The sequence below is a fragment of the Thioalkalivibrio sp. ALD1 genome (genome assembly GCF_000381245.1).
Classification (GTDB): Bacteria; Pseudomonadota; Gammaproteobacteria; order Ectothiorhodospirales; family Ectothiorhodospiraceae; genus Thioalkalivibrio.
On the sequence record NZ_KB906241.1, the window covers coordinates 933,804 to 951,995 of the forward strand.

Genomic DNA, 18,192 nt, shown 5'->3' on the forward strand with positions numbered 1-18,192 from the left:
TCAGGGTATAACCGGGGCATGCCACGCATCGTCGTCATCATCCTGCTTTGTCTGCTCACTGCGCCAGTCGCGGCGGAGGAATGGCAGCTACATGCCGTGTTCGGCAACCAGATTGTGTTGTCGGTCGACGGGGAGCGCGCCCTGGTCGGCGAGGGCGAGACGGGGCCGGGCGGGGTGCGGGTGCTGCGCATCTCCGGCAGTGGCGCGGTGGTCGAGCGCGACGGCGAGCGCCGCGAATTGCAGGTGGAGCGACGCCCTCGCGGCGCTGGCGCTCCTCGATCCGACCGGCGTGGCGCCGGCGTTACCGTACATCGGGATTCGGCGGGCGAGCACGCGGTTACCGGAGGGGTCAACGGCCACGCGGTGACCTTCGTGATCGATCCCGAGGCTGAGCTGGTGCTGCTGCGCGAACGCGATGCCCGGCGCGCGGGGCTCGATCCGGATCGTGGGGAATCAATCCGGGTTGAGCGTGCACGCGGCACGGTGGAGGGGCGTTCCTTACGCGTTGACCGCCTGCAACTGGGGCATCTGGCCCGCGATGACGTCCCGGTGATCGTCCTGGCCGACGGGGATTTGCCGCGCTCGCGGCTGGGCCAGGCGTTTCTGGACGCCTTCGAAGTCGAGCTCGAAGGCGGGGCCTACACCATCCGGCCGTAAGCTCACTGCCGGGTGGATTCGCGTTAGGATGCGGCAAACCACCACCCCTGATCCCCTATGCCGCTGATCCGGCGTCACCCCGTCGATGCCCCCGCCCCGCGCCGCGAGATCTTCGGCTGGGCGATGTTCGATTTCGCCAACCAGGCTTACACGCTGCTGATCATCACGGTGATCTTTGGCGACCTGTTTACCCGCATCATCGTCGGTGACGGGCCGGACTACCGCCTGGGCAATCTGTTGTGGAGTTTTGCGCTGGCGACCAGTTACGCGATGGTGGTGATCGCCGCACCGTTTGCCGGGGCGGTCATGGATGCCACGGCCTCGCGCAAGCGCTTCCTGATGGCCTCCTGGATGCTGACCGTGGTGACCACGGCGATGCTCTACTTCGTCGAGCCGGGACTGGTGATCTTCGGCATGGCGCTGATCATTGCCTCCAACTTCGGCTACGCGATTGGCGAGTCGTTCATTGCCAGCTTCCTGCCCAGTCTCGGGCCGCCGGAGAAGCTGGGCTGGATCTCGGGGCTTGGCTGGGGCATGGGCTATGTCGGCGGGCTGATCGCCACCGCCTTCGCCCTGGGGCTTCTGGGCGAGGTCAGCGAGGAGAACTTCGAGCGTATCCGCTGGGTGGGGCCTTTCGCCGCGGCGTTTTTCCTGATCTCGGCGATCCCGACCTTCCTGTTCCTGAAGGAGCGTGGCACGCGTCGGCGGATGCGTCGGCGACTGCAACTGGGGCTGGGCTGGCGCCGTGTGCGCGAGGCGCTGGTCACCTTGGGTCAGCGCCGCGAGCTGCGGGCGCTGTATGTGTCGATCTTCTTCATGATGGCCGGAATTTTTATCATCATCTCCTTCACGTTCATCTATGGCGCGCAGGTAATCGAATGGGACGAGCCGGTGCGCATCGCGATGTTCGTGATCACCCAGATCACGGCGATCATCGGAGCGATCGGTTTTGGCTTCCTGATGGACCGCGTGGGTCCGGTGCGCATCTACCGCATCACCCTGGCGCTGTGGGCGCTGGCGGTGCTTGCCATCTTCGGCACCACGACCATCGCGCAGTGGCTGAGCGCACTGCTCGGCCAGCCGGTGGAGGCGCAGATGGTGTTTCTCGGGGTCGGGATCCTGGCCGGGCTTTGTCTGGGATCCGCCCAGTCGGCCGGGCGTGCACTGGTCGGGATGATGGTGCCGGTACGCGAGGCCGGACGCTGGTTTGGTTTCTGGGCGCTGTCGGCACGCGCGGCCGCGATCTTCGGGCTGGCCGGCATCGGCCTGTTGCAGGCCTGGCTGGGGTTGGCCAATGCCATCCTGTTCTGTCTGTTCCTGTTCGTGGCCGCGCTGCTGGCCTCGACTCCGGTGCGCCTCCCGCAGCGGGCCCGGCGGTACGAATAACCTGCTAGTCGTGGTCACGCGCCGGTATGCGCGGGTCGTCCACCTCGTTTTCGTCCAGCATCTCGGTGTCCAGCATGAAGCCGATCGCGGCGTCGCTGATGCCGTTAATTACGAACTGCACGGCCAGCACCGCCAGGATCAGGCCGAAGACCTTGGTGAGGATGTCCTTCCCGGTGTCGCCCAGGTACTGGACGATGTAGCGCGAATAGATCATCGCGTAGTAGCAGGCCACCATGCAGGCCAGTACACCGAGGAACACGAGCCCGGTGTGGTAGACGGTCGGGGCCTCGCTGGTCAGGATCATCACCGTGGCGATCGCACCCGGGCCGCTCATGAACGGGATCGCCAGCGGGATTACCGAGATATCCTCGGTCACGTGCCCCTTGTCGGCCTTCACCTCTTCGGCGGTCTCCTTTTCGGTTGCCCCCTTTTGCCGGATCATGCCGATCGCGATACCGAACAGGATGATGCCGCCGGCAATGCGAAACGCCGCCAGGGTGATCCCGAACAGCTGGAAGATCACCCCGCCCAGCAGGGCAAAGGCGAATAGCAGGGAAGTGGCCACCTTCACCGAGCGCAGCGCGATCGCCCGGCGCTTCTCCTCCGAGGCGCGCGGCAGCATCGCCGTGAAGATGAACGCCGTGGTCAGCGGGTTCACAATCACGAACACCGCCAGGAAGGTAACGACCAGGTATTCCAGCAGTACGAGCATGACTGGAGCTTAGGCCGGAATCGCGGAGCTTTCGAGACGGAAAGGCGTGGCGGCGGCTCCGGAGCCTGCAGCGGCATGCGTGGGCAGGGACGGGGCCCGGTCGTTATACTCTGCGCGCATGAAGAAACGCCTGCATCCCGAATCCTTCCCGACCCTCGAGCACTTTGTCGGCAACACGCCGCTGGTGCGCCTGCAGCGCATGGCGGCGGATCTGCCGTCCACCGTGCTGGTGAAGCTCGAGGGCAACAATCCCGCCGGTTCGGTCAAGGACCGGCCCGCGCTGAACATGATCCAGGCGGCCGAGCGCCGCGGCGACATCCAGCCCGGCGATACGCTGATCGAGGCAACCAGCGGCAATACCGGTATCGCGCTGGCGATGGTCGCGGCGATGAAGGGCTATCGCATGATCCTGGTGATGCCGGACAACATGTCCGCCGAGCGCCGCGCCTCGATGAAGGCCTTTGGCGCCGAGCTGGTGCTGGTCTCGCGCGAGGAGAGCATGGAGGGCGCGCGTGATCTGGCCGACCGGATGGAGGCCGAGGGCAAGGGCCGGGTGCTGAACCAGTTTGGCAATCCGGACAACCCCGAGGCCCACTACATCGGCACCGGCCCGGAGATCTGGCGCGACACCGAGGGTACGGTGACCCATTTTGTTTCCGCTATGGGGACCACCGGCACCATCATGGGCGTGTCGCGCTATCTGAAGGAGCGTGACCCCAGCGTGCAGATCGTCGGCGTGCAGCCCACCGAAGGATCGTCCATCCCCGGCATCCGGCGCTGGCCGGAGGCGTACCTGCCGACCATCTTCGAGGCCTCGCGGGTGGACCAGACCGTGGACGTGACGCAGGAGGAGGCCGAGGACACCATGCGCCGACTGGCCGCCGAGGAGGGCATCTTCGCGGGTGTCTCGTCCGGTGGTTCCGTGGCCGCAGCCCTGAAGCTTGCGGCCGCGACCGAGGGCGGCACCTTCGTCGCGATCATCTGTGACCGCGGCGACCGCTACATCTCCACCGGCGTGTTCCCCGCATGAGTGCCCCGATCCTGATCTTCGATCTCGAGACCGTCCCCGACATCGACGGTGCCCGGCGCCTGCACGACTTCGAGGGCCTGAGCGATCACGAGGTGGCGGAGGCGCTGTTCGCCCTGCGCCGCGCGCAGGCCGGCACGGAGTTCCTGAAACACCCGCTGCACCGCATCGTCTCCATCGGCGTGCTCTACCAGGGGGGCGACGCGCTGAAGCTCTCCGCGTTCGGGCGTGAGGGCGAGGACGGCCAGGCGCCGACCGAGGCCGAGCTGCTGCGCCAGTTCTTCGACGTGATCGACAAGCGCACGCCGCAGCTGGTCAGCTGGAACGGCGGCGGCTTCGACCTGCCGGTGCTGCACTACCGCGCGCTGGTCAATGGCGTGCAGGCGCCGCGCTACTGGGAGCAGGGCGATGACGACCGCGAGTTTCGCTACAACAACTACCTGTCGCGCTTCCACTGGCGCCATGTGGACCTGATGGACGTGCTGGCCGGGTTCCAGGGCCGTGCGGTCACCAGCCTGGACATGATGGCGAGCCTGCTCGGCTTTCCCGGCAAGCTGGGCATGGATGGCTCCAAGGTCTGGCCGGCATGGCGCGACGGCCGCGCCCGCGAGATCCACGACTACGTGGAGCACGACGTGCTGAACACCTATCTGGTCTGGCTGCGCTTCGAGTTCATGCGCGGCAACCTGACCGACGCGGCCCTGGCCAGCCGCCAGCAGCAACTGGCCGAGTACCTGGAGGCCAGCGGCGCCGCACACCACCGCGAATTCCTCGACGCTTGGCAGCCGGCCGGCCGCGCGGACTGATGGCACGCATCGACAAGACCCCGTTCGAGGCCACCATCGAGGAGGTCACGCTGGATGGCCAGGGCGTGATCCGGCGCGATGGCAAGGCCTGCTTCATCCACGGGGCGCTGAAGGGCGAGCGGGTGATGGCCCAGCAGACCGGGCGCAAGCGCCGCTTCGACAGCGCCGAGGTGGTCGAGGTGCTGGAACCGGCCCCGGGCCGGGTCGCGCCGCCCTGCGAGTTCTTCGGCCTGTGCGGCGGCTGCAAGCTGCAGCATGCGTCGATCGAGACCCAGCGTGCGATCAAGGAACAGGCCCTGTTCGATGCCCTGGAGCGCATCGGCCACGTGACCCCCGAGACCCGCTTCGAGCCGCTGACCGACACCACCCTCGGCTATCGGCGCACCGCGCGGCTGGGGGCGAAGTACGTGCCGAAGAAGGGCGGGGTGCTGGTCGGCTTTCGCGAGCGCGGCAGCCCGTATCTGGCCGAGATGACCCATTGCGAGGTGCTGCACCCGGCGGTGGGGCAGCGCATCCGGGCGCTGCGCGAGCTGATCGGTGCCCTCGAGGCGCGCGACCGCCTGCCGCAGATCGAGGTGGCGGTGGATGACGACGAGCGCGTGGCGCTGATCTTCCGCAACCTGGATCCGCTGTCGGAGGCGGACAGCGCGCGCCTGTCCACCTGGGCGCAGGGCGAGGGCATTCAGGTATACCTGCAGCCTGGCGGCCCGGAGACGGTGGAACCGCTGGCCGGGCCGATCGAGCCATTGGTCTATCGCCACCCGGATTACGGCGTGTCGGTCCCGTTCATGCCGACGGACTTCATCCAGGTGCATGCCGGCATCAACCGCAAGATGGTCCCGCAGGCGCTGGCCGCGCTGGACCTGCAGTCGGGCCAGCGGGTGCTGGATCTGTTCTGCGGGCTGGGCAATTTCACCCTGCCGCTGGCGCGCAGCGTAACGGACGACGAGGAGGCCGGCGAAGTGGTGGGCGTTGAGGTGGACGACGTGATGCTGGCACGGGCGCGCGCCAATGCCCGCGACCAGGGCATTGCCAATACCCGCTACGAACGCGCCGACCTGGATGACGTGGAAGCCTTGAAGAACGCCAGTTGGCCGGCCGAACGCTACGACCGCGTGCTGCTGGACCCGCCGCGCACCGGCGCGGCCGCGGTGATCGAGGCTCTGGCGCCGCAGCGCATCGAGCGCATGGTCTATGTTTCCTGCAACCCGGCCACGCTCGCCCGTGACGCCGAGCGCCTGGTGCATCATCATGGCTATCGCTTGGAGCGGGCCGGGATCATGGACATGTTCCCGCATACCGCCCATGTGGAATCCATGGCCGTGTTCCGGCGCGACTGACGCGCCGGCCCGACGAGCCAAGAGGGAGAGACCGAATGCTGGAGATCGTACAGGCAGGCGGCTGGCTGATGCTGCCGATCCTGCTGTGTTCCGTACTCGCGGTGGCGATTGTGCTGGAACGCCTGTGGACGCTGCGGCGTTCGCGCGTGGTCCCGCCACGCCTGCTCGGCACGATCTGGGAACAGATGCGCATGCAGGGGCTGACCCTGGAGGATATCCAGCGCATCCGTGCCGGTTCGCCGCTGGGTGCTGTGCTGGCCGCCGGCCTGGCCACCCATGACCGCGCGCGCCAGATTACCCAGGAGAGCATCGAGGAGGCCGGCCGTCGGGTGGCTCACGAACTCGAGCGCTACATGAACACGCTGGGTACCATCGCGATGATCACCCCGTTACTGGGTTTGCTCGGCACCGTGGTCGGGATGATCGAGGTTTTTACCGTGATCACCGAGATCGGCGTGGGCAGTCCGCGCGATCTGGCCGGGGGTATCTCCCAGGCCCTGATCACCACCGCCGCCGGCATCGGTGTGGCGATCCCGGCGCTGGCCTTCCACCGCTACTTCCGGGGCCGCATCGATGAACTGGTGCTGGAGATGGAGCAGGAGGCGACCAAGCTGGTCGAGGTGATCCACGGGGAGCGGGACGCAACCGCTGCCACGCCGGAAGGCGGAGTCACCGCGTGAACTTTCGCAGGCCGCACCATGACGAGCCGGGCGTCAACCTGACGCCGCTGATTGATGTGGTGTTTCTGCTGCTGATCTTCTTCATGGTCTCGACCACCTTCGATCAGCATGCGGACATCGAACTGACCCTGCCCTCGGCCGACCGCGAGGCCGAAGCGGTCGAGCGGGCCTGGCTGGATATCGTGGTGGATGCCGACGGCAACTACTTCGTCAACGGCCAGGAGTTGGTCAACCGTCGCGCCGAGACCCTGGAGCGCGTGTTGTCCGAGGCGCGTGAGGGCCGCGAGGATGACCCCGTGCTGATCCGCGCCGACGCCAATGCGTCGCATCAGTCGGTGGTGCGCGCGCTGGACGTGGTCGGCCGCCTGGGCATTACCTCGGTCTCGATCGCGACCCTGGGCGAGCGCGGCGACGATGACTGAGGGCCCGCGCGAACATGCCGCCTCCGGGGCTGCGCATGGGGGATGAGGCAGCGGGCTACGGTGATCGCCCGCTGCCGGTCTGGCGTGCCGTCTGGCGCGACTATCGCCAGGGCAACGGGGTACGGGCGCGGGCGCGCCGCGGCTTTTTGAGCCCGCCCGCCGAGCGCGGGCGTCTGGTCTGGATTAAGGCTGGCGGCACCCCCGAGGATGTACGCCTGGGCATTGAGCTGCTGGGCGCGGTGCGCGACAAGCGTCAGGACGTGCGCATCGTGCTGACCTTCGAGCAGGACTACCCCGAACTGTTCGAGCGCCATATGCAGCCGTTCAGGAAGGTCGGAGTGGGCTATGGCCCCTGCGATCGCCCGCGCGTGGTGCGCCGTGTCCTGGAACGCTTCCAGCCTCATGGCATCCTACTGGCCGGGGGCGATGCCCCGCGCAGCCTGCTGGCACAGGCCCAGTGCCCGATGGTTGCGGTCAATACCCGTGCCCCCACGTGGGAACCCGCGCGGCCAGCGGACCAGTGCTGGCCGCTGAACACATCCACGAGCTGGGCCGAGGGTGCGGTGGCCGACGTCCTGCCGGTCGCCGATCCCCAGGCGCGTTTTGTCGAGGCTCAGGCGGATGTGGTCCTGCGCGCCCTGGTGGGCGGGGAGGTGCAGCGGCTGTGGTGGTGGCATGGACGTGACGACCAGTGGCCGGCATGGCGTGGGGCCTGGGAAGCATCCGGTATGGGGGCGACCGATATTCTGCTGGCCAGCCGTCGGGATGGGGCGGCGGCCGCGCGCGATCTCCCGGGGCCCGGGCTGCAGGTCTCGGACTGGGATCGCTCGGCGCTGGCGCCCGGGACCATCCTCCATCTGGATGACCGGCGCTGGTTTGCGGCCGCGGCCAGCGCCGCGCATGCGGTACATCTGGCCGCGCCCGACCGTCAGGCCCTCTGGCAGGGACTGGCCGGGGGCGCGGCCGTAAGTCTGGGAGAGATCCCGGCCGCCGAGGTGCCATGCCCGGTGCTGGAGGAGGCCTCCGCCGTGTTGGCGGCCTGGGAGCGCCTGCGTGACGACCCCGCCTCCCGACGCCAGCAGGGTGACGCGGCGCGTCGGCGTTTCTGGGAGGAACGTCGGCAGGTGGATGCCAACTTTGATGCCGTGCTGCGGCGGGTCTGGGACTGGTAGTCATGGGCCGGTTCAAGGCGTGGCTGGGCGCCCGAATCTGGGATCAGTGGTGTCAGCGCGGGCCGTTCGCGGCGGCGATGTACCCGCTGTCGCTGGCCTATGCCGGGGCGGTGGAGTGGAATCGCCATCGGCTGGAGCAGGCCCGGCGGGGCATTACGATCCCGGCCAAGGCAGTGATCGTGGTCGGCAATCTGACGGTGGGTGGCAGCGGCAAGACCCCGATGACGATCTGGCTGGCAAAACGGCTGGCGGATGCCGGGTATCGGCCGGGGATCGTCAGCCGGGGCTATGGCGGGCGCGGGGACGTCGCGGGGATTCGCGTGACACCGCTGTCCGACCCGGTGGTGGTCGGGGACGAACCCCTGCTGATCGCACAGCGCACCGGGGTGCCGGTACAGGTCGATCGCGATCGCGTGCGCGGGGCTCGGGCGCTGACGGACCAGGGCGTGGATGTGGTGATCGCCGACGACGGGATGCAGCATCACCGGCTGCCGCGTGACATCACCATCCTGATGATCGACGGCAAGCGCCGGCTGGGGAATGGCCTGTGTCTGCCGTCCGGGCCGTTGCGCGAGCCAAAGTCAGCGCGCGAGCGGGCAGACTTCGTGCTGGTGACCGGTGGCGAGCCTGGCACTGGCGAGTTCGCGATGGATCTGGTACCAGCCAGTCGCCTGCAGCGCGTGGACGGCCAGGGCGAGAGCTACAAGCCGCACCGCTTTGCTCGCCGCGATGCCCATGCGGTGGCCGGCATTGCCGACCCGGAGCGTTTCTTCCGCATGCTCGAGGCGGCGGACATCGACATCATCCGGCACCCGTTTCCGGATCATCACCGCTTTCGTCCGCACCAGATTCGCTTCGATGACGGTCTGCCGGTTCTGATGACCGAGAAGGATGCCGTAAAATGCCGGACGTTCGCGCAGGAGAATCACTGGTACTGGCCGATTGCGGCCCGCGTGCCGTCTGCCTTCGAGTCGGCTTTGCTGGCCCGTCTGGAAACGGTCGCCCGAATCAAGAAGGCGCTGATCTGACCGCGTCGCAACCACTTATTGGGGAATTACATGGACAAGCGTCTGCTCGATATTCTCGTCTGCCCGGTGACCAAGGGCCCGCTCAAATACGACCGCGAGAACCAGGAACTGATCTCGGTTTCCGCTGGTCTTGCCTATCCGATTCGCGACGAAATCCCGGTGATGCTGGAGGACGAGGCCCGCGTGCTGTCGGATGAGGAAAAGGAACGCTGGCGCGACGCCTGAGCGTTTCATGGTCGCCTTCCATGTCGTGATCCCGGCCCGGATGGCCTCCAGTCGCCTGCCGGGCAAACCCCTGGCGGCCGTCGCCGGTCGACCCCTGATCGCACATGTGATCGCCCGGGCAAAGGAGAGCCGTGCCTCGCGGGTGATTGTTGCCGCCGACGACGAGCGCATCCTCGATGTCGCGCGCCAGTGCGGGGTCGAGGCATTCGCCACCGATGCCGATCTGCCCTCCGGTACCGATCGCATCGCGGCGGTGGCCGCCGCCGAGGGCTGGGGCGACGAATCCATCGTGGTCAATCTGCAGGGCGACGAACCGCTGACCCCGGGGGTGCTTCTGGATGATCTGGCCAGGCTGCTCGCCGATACCCGGGGGGCGGACATGGCGACCTTCGGCGTCCCCATCCGCCGCCCCGAGGACCTGGCGGACCCGAACCAGGTCAAACTGGTCACCGATGCGTCGGGGCGCGCCCTGTATTTCTCGCGCGCCCCGATTCCCTGGGATCGCGAGGCCCATCGGGCAGGCCGCGCCCCGGCGCTGGATCAGGCGACCCGTCATCTGGGCGTTTATGCTTATCGCGCTGGTTTCCTCCGCCGCATGAGTGCCGAACCACCCGTCGCCCTGGAACAGCTCGAACAGCTGGAACAGCTGCGGGCCCTGGCCATGGGCGCCTGGATCCAGGTCGGTCGCCGTCGCGAGGCACACCCGCCGGGCGTGGATACCCCGGAGGATCTCGACCGGCTGGACGCGTTGCTGGCCGGGCGGAGCCGCGCCTGATTTCCCGGTTTTTCCCGAGGGCTGGCGCAGACTTGGGCCGCCGCTCCTGCTAACATCGGATGTTGATTCTGAAATCTCCGGCACCCGGTGCCGGGGGCGACCCCGGAGCACGCAGAGACCACCATGCTGCAAGCAATTCGCGACCGGGCGAGCGGCTGGCTCGCCTATGTGATCATCGGCCTGATTACCATCCCCTTCGCCGTCTGGGGTCTCGGGGAATATTTTGGCGGAGCCGCGCCGCGGGTGGCGGCCGAGGTCAACGGAACCGAGATCCAGGTTCGCGACGTGCACAACGAGGCCCGCGCCCAGCGTACTCAGATGGCGCGCATGTTCGGGGGGCAAATCCCGGATGACCTGCTCGACGAGGAAGGGATTCGCATGCAGGCGCTGGAGACCCTGATCCGTCAGGAACTGCTCCGCCAGGCGGCCGACTCGGCGGGTTTCAAGGCCAGTGGGGACAGCATCCTGCGGGAGATTCGCGGGATGCAGGTATTCCACGAAGATGGCCAATTCAGCCGCGAACGCTATGCTCAACTGCTCAACGCCCAGCGCCTGAGTCCGTCGGACTTCGAACGGGACATCGGGCGATCAATCGTTTTGTCGCAACTGCAGGGTGGCATCCAGGCGACCGGTTTCCCGTCGGACGCGATGGTGGATGACTACAGCCGGCTGCGTAATCAGACGCGCGTGGCCAGCTGGCGCATTTTCCCGGTCGATGATTTCGACCAGCCGGACGTGGTCGACGACGAGGCCATCGAGGCCTATTACGAGGCCAATCAGGACGAGTTCACCACCGAGGAGCGGGTGCGGATCGCCTATCTGCAACTCGACCCCGAGGCACTGGAAGGCGCGGTGGATGTGTCCGAGGACGATATTCGCCAGCACTACGAGGTCAACCGCAGCCGCTACGAAGAGCCGGAGCTGCGCGAGGTGCGCCAGATCCGGATTCAGGACACCGGTGAGGAAGGCGAGGCGAAGATCAACGAACTGCGCGATCGTCTGGAAGACGGCGAGGACTTTGCCGACCTGGCCGAAGAGTACTCCGAGGACAGCCTCAGTGCGGATCGGGGCGGCAGCCTGGGCGAGATTGCCCGGGGCGATCTGGATCGCACGCTCGAAACCATCATCTTCACGCTGCCGGAGGGCCTGATCAGTCGCCCCGTGCGTACCGACCGTGGCTGGTTCATCCTCGAGGTGACCTCCATCCAGGAGGCCCGGCCGCAGCCGTTCGAGGATGTACGGGACGACGTCGAACGCGATCTGCGCGACCGCAGCGCCGAACAGATGCAGATCGATGCACTGGATGATCTGATGGGCCAGGCCGCCGAATACCCGGACAGCCTGGAGCCGGCGGCCGAGGCGACCCGACTGGAAATCCAGACCAGCGACTGGTTCACCCGTGGCAGTGGCGACGATATCGCCCAGCATCGCTCGATCCGTAACGCAGCCTTCGATCCCCGCGTGCTGGAAGATGGCCACAACAGCGAGGCCATCGACCTGGATGACGGTTCGACCGTGATCCTGCGGATCGACGAGCACGAGCCCTCGGAGGTGCGCCCGCTGGCCGAGGTCGAGGACGAGATCCGTGACCGTCTGCGGCGCGAGGCGGCCGCCGATGCCGCCCGCGAAGCGGGCGAGGAATTGATGGCCCGTCTGCGCGATACCGACGACTGGGCGGACGCCATCGAGGACGACGATGCCTGGCAGATGGAACGCGAGGTGCGCCGGGATTCGCCGGTGGATGGCGATAACGGCGTGCCGGGCGGGCTCCAGCAGCACCTGTTCCGCCTGCCGGTACCGGGCGAGGACGCGTTCGAAATCAGCGGTACGCGTCTGGGTAATGGCGATTTTGCCGTTGCGATCCTGCACGAGGTCCGACTCGACGAGCAGGAAGCGGATGCGGCCATGCGTCAGCAGGCGCGCGAACTGATGCGTAACGCCTACGGATCTGCCGAGTTCCGCGCCTATCTGGCCTGGCTGGAGTCCGAGGCGGATATCAAGCGTTATCCCGAGAACCTGGACTAGTCGTACGCACCGGGCGGCTCCGTTTGCACCGCCGAGCGCAAAAAAGGCCCGGACCGCCAATGCGGGCCGGGCCTTTTTCGTGGGGCTCGCGCCCTGCCAGTCGGCGGGGGCGGGAAGTTAAGTCAGCGTATCCTTAACTGTCCTTGTCGAGCCCGATTTCGGCGGCGCCCAGGCCGACGGTGTTGTAGCCCGAGTCGACGTACATCACCTCGCCGGTGATGCCGGAGGCCAGGTCGGAGCAGAGAAAGGCCCCGGCATTGCCGACTTGTTCGGTCGTCACGTTGCGGCGCAGCGGCGCGTTGGCCTCGACGTGGTCGAGGATGCGCTTGAACTCGCCGATGCCCGAGGCGGCCAGCGTGCGGATCGGACCGGCGGAGATCGCATTCACGCGAGTGGTCTCCGGGCCCAGGGTGTAGGCGAGATAGCGGACATTGGCCTCGAGGCTGGCCTTGGCCAGACCCATCACGTTGTAGTTCGGCATGGAGCGTTCGGCGCCGAGGTAGCTCAGGGTCAGGATGGAGGCGTCGCGGTCCTTCATCATGCCGCGCCCGGCCTTGGCCAGGGCCGCCAGGCTGTAGGAGCTGACATCGTGGGCGATGCGGAAGCCGTCGCGGGTCATGTTGTCGAGGAAGTCGCCGTCCAGTTGCTCCTTCGGGGCGAAGGCGACCGAGTGCACCAGGATGTCGACGCCATCCCAGTAGTCGTCCAGACGTTCGAAGACCTGTTCGATTTCGCGGTCGTCCTCGACGTTGCAGGGCACGAGGATGTCGGAGTCGAAATCGGCGACCAGCTTTTCCACGCGGTCGCGCAACCGTTCGTTCTGATAGGTGAACGCGAGCTCGGCGCCTTCGCGATGCATGGCCGAGGCAATGCCGTAGGCGATGGAGCGGTTACTGGCCACGCCGACAATCAGCGCGCGCTTGCCCTTCAGAAAACCCATGTGAATCTCCTTGAATCTGGTTCGTGTCGGCGCCCTCGAAAAGGACCGCCCCGTGGCGGCCGGACCAGGCGGGAACCCAGTGCCGACGCGACTGTCTCGGGATCATACCGATGTGCCGCGGGTCGGGCCAGCTAGGGGAACACTGACCAATGTACACGCTCGCCGCTTCGTCGCTTTTGCGTGCGAACAAGGCGCGGTGACTGCCGTACAGTCATTTTGTACAAGGGACCTGCAACGCTGCGCGCCCGTTTTTGATAACAATGGGCGGGTAGAGTAGAGAACACTACCGGCTACACGGCGCGCCTGGTCTCGGCAAACCTGGGGGACCAACGCGAGTGCCTACACTGGTCAGTGTTTCCCTGGAATGAAACGACCCGGTGAGAGCGGCCGGAGGGATTGCTATAGTGCGCAGAGTGCGGTCTGCGTCGGCCAGCCGTCGAAGCGCGGATGCCAGTGCCACTCGAGAGCGGAGGCCTTGTGAGTCGTCATTTTGGTTGGATCGTCACCCTGATCGTGCTGGGCATTCTACTGTTGCTGGTGATGGTGCAGGTGGATCGTCAATGGCAGCGCATGGCGTCCATGCAGAACATGATGACCGAGCAGGCACGCGACCTGCGTGCACTGCGCCGCAGCCTGCAGAGTCTCGAGTCCGACCTGGCCTCGGGGCGTTTTACCACTGGGGACGGCGAACGCGCGCCTCGGGTCGCGGAGGTGCCCTCGGCGTTCGAACGGGCGGCGGACGCGGCGGCGCGCGAGGACTACGCGGAGGGCGACTGGCTGGTGCAGGCCTTCGGTACGGGGCTGGCGACGATCACGCCCTACGTCTCCAGCGACGCCTATGCCTCCGAGGTCCAGAACTACGTGCTGGAGTCGCTGGTGCAGCGCCATCCGGAGACACTGGAGTGGCAGGGTCTGCTGGCCGCGTCCTGGGACTTCGACGACTCCGGCCAGGAGTTGACCTTCCAGTTGCGCACGGGACTGCAGTTCTCCGACGGCGAGCCGCTCACCGCGGAGGACGTCGAGTTCACCTTCAATTTCCTGATGACCGACGAAATCGCGGTGCCGCGCGCGCGGGCGTTCTTGGAGAAGGTCGAGAAGGTGGAGGCGGTGGACGAGCGCACCGTCGTGTTCACCTTCGAGGAGCCGTACTTCGACGCCCTGCGGGTCGCCGGTGGCCTGAACGTGCTGCCGAAGCATTTCTACGAGCGCTACCTCGACGAACCCGAGACCTTCAACGAGTCGCGCGGGATCTTGCTGGGATCCGGCCCCTACCGGCTCGAGGACCCGACCGGCTGGACGCCGGATGCCGGGCGGATCGAACTGGAGCGCAATCCGCGCTACTGGGGGCCGGTGGAACCCTCGTTCGACCGGCTCGTCTGGCGTGTGATCCAGAATGACAGCGCGCGCCTGACGACCTTCCGCAACCGCGACATCGACGTCTACGGGGCCCGGCCGCGCGAATATGCCCGGCTGCGCGATGACGAGGCGTTGCGCGAGCGCGCGGATACCCACGAATACATGAGCCCGACCGCGGGCTATTCGTACATCGGCTGGAACCAGAAGCGCAATGGCGAGCCGACGCGCTTTGCCGATCCGCGCGTGCGCCGGGCGATGAGCTATCTGACGGATGTCGATCGCCTGATCGAACAGGTGATGCTGGGCTATGCCGAGCGCGCGATCAGCCCGTTCAGCCCGCGCAGCGACCAGCACAATGCCGAGCTCGAGCACATCCCCTTTGATGTCGAACGCGCGCTGGAGCTGCTGGCCGAGGCCGGCTACTCCGAGAAGAACCGCGACGGAGTGCTGATCAACGAGGACGGCGAGCCGTTCTCCTTCGACCTGGTGTACTTCCAGGACAACGAGGACACCCGCCGCATCGCCCTGTTCCTGCGTGATCTGTACGCGCGCGCCGGGGTTCATATGCGGCCTCAGCCGACCGAGTGGTCCGTGATGCTGGAGAAGCTCAGCCGCCAGGACTTCGATGCCATTACCCTGGGTTGGACCAGCGGTGTGGAGGTGGACATCTACCAGATGTTCCACTCCAGCCAGACGGTTTCCGGCGGTGACAACTTCATCAACTACGAAAACCCCGAGCTGGATGCCGTGATCGAGGCGGCGCGCGGCGAGGTGGACGAGGACAAGCGCATGGAACACTGGCGCGAGGCCGAGCGGATCCTGGTCGAGGATCAGCCGTATACCTTCCTGATGCGGCGCCAGACCCTCGCCTTCATCGACCGACGCATCCAGAACCTGGAGCAGACGGCGCTTGGCCTGAACCTCGGGTTTGTGCCGGTGGAGATCTACGTCCCGTTCGACCAGCAGCGGTACGGGCAGTAGCCGGGAGGCCAACGTAGAGAACCCGCGCACGCCATGCTGACCTACATCCTGCGCCGCCTGATGCTGATGGTGCCGACACTGTTCGGCATCACGATCGTGGTCTTTGCCGTGATGGCGGCGGCGCCCGGGGGCATCAGTGCGCTGACCCTGATCGAGGGGCAGGGGCTGGAGCCGCAGGCACAAAAGGCGATGGAGGAGTACTACAACCGCCTCTATGGTCTGGACCAGCCGCCGCCGGTGCAGTACGGGCGCTGGCTGAACAATATCTCGCCAGTGGGCTTTGCCCAGGACGAAGACGGCTCGCTCACCGGCTGGCCAAAGCTGAAGGCCCCCAATCTCGGGACCAGTTTTCGTTTTGGTCGGCCGGTGGCGGATCTGATTGCCGAACGCCTGCCGATCACCCTGCTGTTGAATGTGCTGTCGATACCGCTGATCTACATCGTTGCGGTCGCCGTCGGGGTGCGGGCGGCCACCCAGCAGGGACAGGCCTTCGATTCCCAGTCTGGCGTCGTATTGCTGGCCCTGTGGTCGGTCCCGACGATGCTGGCCGGGGTCCTGCTGATTGGCTTTTTTGCCTCCGACCAGTTCTGGCAATGGTTCCCGACTGGAGGACTGAGCCAGCGCGCGGCGCTGGATATGACCTTCCTGCCTACGGTGGAGGTGGCCTGGGCCATACCGCTGCTGCTGGTGCTGCCGTTTCTGGGGGCGGCGCTGGGCCTTTACCTGGCGCGCTATCTGCCCGCGCTGATCCGGGGTGGACTGGGTGCGGCGATCGGGGCCTTCTGCGGCTGGCTGATGTTCTCTGACCTGGCCCCGGCTGGCTGGATCAGCACGACGGTCGCCATGGGGATCGGCCTGGTGCTGGGCTGGCTGATGGCGCACAGCGACTGGGGCGTGCTGCGCGGTTTCTACCTTGGCACGGTGGGGCTGGGGGCGGGGCTCGCACTGGCGCTGGGCCTGGCGCCTGGCAGCATGGTCCCGGGTTTTCTGCTCGACCGCGCCTGGCACCTGGTGCTGCCGGTTCTGTGCCTGTCTTACGGTGGGCTCGCCTTTCTGGCGAAACTCTCGCGTTCGTCCGTGCTGGAGAACCTGAACTCGGACTATGCCCGCACCGCGCGTGCCAAGGGCGTGCCCGAGCACGAGGTGTTGTGGCGGCATGTGTTCCGCAACAGCCTGCTGCCGCTGATTACCGTCTCGGCGACCTTGTTGCCATCCCTGCTGGCCGGGTCCGTGATCGTGGAGGCGATCTTCTCGATCGATGGGATGGGCAAGCTCGCGGTGGAGGCGGTGCAGACCCGCGACCGCGAGCTGGTACTGTCGATCACCCTGATCTCCGGCGTGCTGACCCTGATCGGCTATCTGCTGGCGGATCTGGCCTATGCCATTGTCGACCCGCGGGTGAGTTATGACTGAGTCGGCGCAGCAGGGCGAGGGTCGTCGCAGCCGCTCCTGGGCGCGCCGCGTGGTCGGCGAGGTGCTGCTGCGCTGGGGGGCGCGGCTGGGGATTGGGTGGATCGCGCTGCTGACGCTGGTGGCGATCCTGGCGCCCGTGCTGGCCAGCTCGCATCCGCTGCTGGTGCAGACGGCGGACGGCTGGTCCATGCCGTTTCTGCGCTACCTGACCGCGGCGGATGTCACGCTGTTCGGGATGCTGGTGCTGGCCGGCGTGTTCTGGCTGCTGCCCGGCCGGCCCTGGCGGCGCTTTGTACTCTGGGGGGTGTTGAGTGCGATCCTGGGCGCGGTGGCCTGGCAGACGGTCTCGCCCCCCTCGCTGGTGATCTACGAGCAGTACCGCGAGGCCGAGGTGCAGGGCGAGTACCAGACCGTGATCCGCGCGCCGATCCCGTATTCGCCGCGCGACTACCTGCGCGACTATGCGGATACCGGGCTCGAGGCCCCGCGCGAGGCCCCAGACCGCGTGCACTGGTTCGGTACCGACGACAACGGCGCGGATGCGCTCTCGCGCATGATCCATGCCTCGCGCATCGCCCTGTCCATCGGTTTCATTGCCACCGGGATCGCGCTCGGGATTGGCGTGATCCTGGGTGGGCTGATGGGCTATTTCTCGGGGATCATCGACATCATCGGCATGCGCCTGGTGGAGATCTTCGAGGCCATCCCGACGCTGTTCCTGCTACTGACCTTCGTCGCCTTCTTCGGGCGCTCGCTGTACCTGATGATGCTGATCATCGGCCTGACGTCGTGGTCCGGCTATGCGCGTTATGTGCGCGCCGAGTTCCTGCGCCTGCGCCAGCAGGACTTCGTGCAGGGGGCGATCGCCTCCGGGCTGTCGCTGCCCTCGATCCTGTTCCGCCATATGCTGCCCAACGGGATCGCGCCGATCCTGGTGGCGGCCAGCTTTGGCGTGGCCTCCGCGATCCTCGCCGAGGCCACGCTGTCGTTCCTGGGCCTGGGGCTGGTGGACGAGCCCTCCTGGGGGCAGATGCTGAACCAGGCGGTGCAGAGTTCGACCTTCAATTGGTGGATGGCGGCCTTCCCGGGGGGCGCGATCTTCCTGACCGTGTTCGCCTACAACCTGATTGGCGAGGCCCTGCGCGATGCGGTTGACCCGCACTCGCGCTCGGCCGCGAAGGCGGCCAGCCATGCCGCGCCGGCCCGGCCGGCCGCCTCGGGTGCCACCAGCGGGGGGGTGCGCTAGG

Annotated in this window: 17 protein-coding genes; 15 read left to right on the top strand and 2 right to left on the bottom strand. The window is 66.9% G+C overall.

Annotation, left to right across the window (positions count from 1 at the left end; all coding sequences use genetic code 11):
- Nucleotides 1-18: 18 nt before the first annotated feature.
- The gene (locus tag F623_RS0104475) at nt 19-657 is read left to right on the top strand and encodes a TIGR02281 family clan AA aspartic protease (RefSeq protein ID WP_018867995.1); all 639 of its coding nucleotides are present in this window, start codon (nt 19-21) and stop codon (nt 655-657) included.
- A gap of 57 nt (nt 658-714) precedes the next feature.
- Nucleotides 715-2,043, top strand: a complete 1,329-nt coding sequence (locus F623_RS0104480; protein ID WP_018867994.1) for an MFS transporter — start codon at nt 715-717, stop codon at nt 2,041-2,043.
- Nucleotides 2,044-2,047: 4 nt separating this feature from the next.
- Here F623_RS0104480 and F623_RS0104485 read toward each other — a convergent pair whose 3' ends face one another.
- Nucleotides 2,048-2,755, bottom strand: a complete 708-nt coding sequence (locus F623_RS0104485; RefSeq protein WP_018860503.1) for a MarC family protein — start codon at nt 2,753-2,755, stop codon at nt 2,048-2,050.
- A gap of 118 nt (nt 2,756-2,873) precedes the next feature.
- Here F623_RS0104485 and cysM point away from each other — a divergent pair, with 118 nt between their 5' ends.
- From cysM to F623_RS0104535, 10 genes are all read left to right on the top strand, one after another.
- On the top strand, nt 2,874-3,785 hold the full coding sequence (cysM, locus tag F623_RS0104490; RefSeq protein WP_018860502.1) for a cysteine synthase CysM: 912 nt from the start codon (nt 2,874-2,876) through the stop codon (nt 3,783-3,785).
- Nucleotides 3,782-4,588 carry a 3'-5' exonuclease gene (locus tag F623_RS0104495; RefSeq protein ID WP_018867993.1) on the top strand — a complete coding sequence of 269 codons (807 nt, stop codon included), beginning with the start codon at nt 3,782-3,784 and terminating at the stop codon, nt 4,586-4,588. The genes cysM and F623_RS0104495 overlap by 4 nt, the downstream gene beginning before the upstream one ends.
- On the top strand, nt 4,588-5,928 hold the full coding sequence (gene rlmD / locus F623_RS0104500; RefSeq protein WP_026279329.1) for a 23S rRNA (uracil(1939)-C(5))-methyltransferase RlmD: 1,341 nt from the start codon (nt 4,588-4,590) through the stop codon (nt 5,926-5,928). The genes F623_RS0104495 and rlmD overlap by 1 nt, the downstream gene beginning before the upstream one ends.
- Nucleotides 5,929-5,963: 35 nt before the next feature.
- Nucleotides 5,964-6,608: a MotA/TolQ/ExbB proton channel family protein gene (locus tag F623_RS0104505; RefSeq protein WP_018860499.1), complete on the top strand. Its 645-nt coding sequence runs from the start codon at nt 5,964-5,966 to the stop codon at nt 6,606-6,608.
- Entirely contained in the window at nt 6,605-7,030 is a 426-nt protein-coding gene (locus F623_RS0104510) for a biopolymer transporter ExbD (RefSeq protein ID WP_018860498.1), read from the top strand. The genes F623_RS0104505 and F623_RS0104510 overlap by 4 nt, the downstream gene beginning before the upstream one ends.
- Nucleotides 7,031-7,065: 35 nt before the next feature.
- Nucleotides 7,066-8,202: a glycosyltransferase N-terminal domain-containing protein gene (locus F623_RS0104515; protein ID WP_019572149.1), complete on the top strand. Its 1,137-nt coding sequence runs from the start codon at nt 7,066-7,068 to the stop codon at nt 8,200-8,202.
- 2 nt (nt 8,203-8,204) lie between these two features.
- On the top strand, nt 8,205-9,230 hold the full coding sequence (gene lpxK / locus F623_RS0104520) for a tetraacyldisaccharide 4'-kinase (RefSeq protein ID WP_018860496.1): 1,026 nt from the start codon (nt 8,205-8,207) through the stop codon (nt 9,228-9,230).
- Between the two features lie 30 nt (nt 9,231-9,260).
- Entirely contained in the window at nt 9,261-9,455 is a 195-nt protein-coding gene (locus F623_RS0104525) for a Trm112 family protein (RefSeq protein ID WP_018860495.1), read from the top strand.
- A 7-nt stretch (nt 9,456-9,462) separates the two neighbouring features.
- Nucleotides 9,463-10,230 (top strand): 3-deoxy-manno-octulosonate cytidylyltransferase, encoded by a 768-nt coding sequence (gene kdsB / locus F623_RS0104530; RefSeq protein ID WP_018860494.1) that lies wholly within the window; start codon nt 9,463-9,465, stop codon nt 10,228-10,230.
- Between the two features lie 123 nt (nt 10,231-10,353).
- Nucleotides 10,354-12,255: a SurA N-terminal domain-containing protein gene (locus F623_RS0104535; RefSeq protein ID WP_018860493.1), complete on the top strand. Its 1,902-nt coding sequence runs from the start codon at nt 10,354-10,356 to the stop codon at nt 12,253-12,255.
- A 133-nt stretch (nt 12,256-12,388) separates the two neighbouring features.
- On the opposite strand, the gene F623_RS0104540 is transcribed toward F623_RS0104535, so the two are convergent.
- The gene (locus tag F623_RS0104540; protein WP_018138759.1) at nt 12,389-13,195 is read right to left on the bottom strand and encodes an enoyl-ACP reductase; all 807 of its coding nucleotides are present in this window, start codon (nt 13,193-13,195) and stop codon (nt 12,389-12,391) included.
- Nucleotides 13,196-13,672: 477 nt separating this feature from the next.
- Here F623_RS0104540 and F623_RS0104545 point away from each other — a divergent pair, with 477 nt between their 5' ends.
- Genes F623_RS0104545 through F623_RS0104555 form a run of 3 tightly spaced genes read left to right on the top strand, consistent with a single transcriptional unit; the run spans nt 13,673 to nt 18,191 of the window.
- Nucleotides 13,673-15,532 (top strand): peptide-binding protein, encoded by a 1,860-nt coding sequence (locus F623_RS0104545; protein ID WP_018860492.1) that lies wholly within the window; start codon nt 13,673-13,675, stop codon nt 15,530-15,532.
- 33 nt (nt 15,533-15,565) lie between these two features.
- Nucleotides 15,566-16,945 carry an ABC transporter permease gene (locus F623_RS0104550; RefSeq protein ID WP_018860491.1) on the top strand — a complete coding sequence of 460 codons (1,380 nt, stop codon included), beginning with the start codon at nt 15,566-15,568 and terminating at the stop codon, nt 16,943-16,945.
- Nucleotides 16,938-18,191 (top strand): ABC transporter permease, encoded by a 1,254-nt coding sequence (locus tag F623_RS0104555; RefSeq protein WP_018860490.1) that lies wholly within the window; start codon nt 16,938-16,940, stop codon nt 18,189-18,191. Before F623_RS0104550 ends, F623_RS0104555 begins: the two co-directional genes overlap by 8 nt.
- Nucleotide 18,192 lies beyond the last annotated feature (1 nt).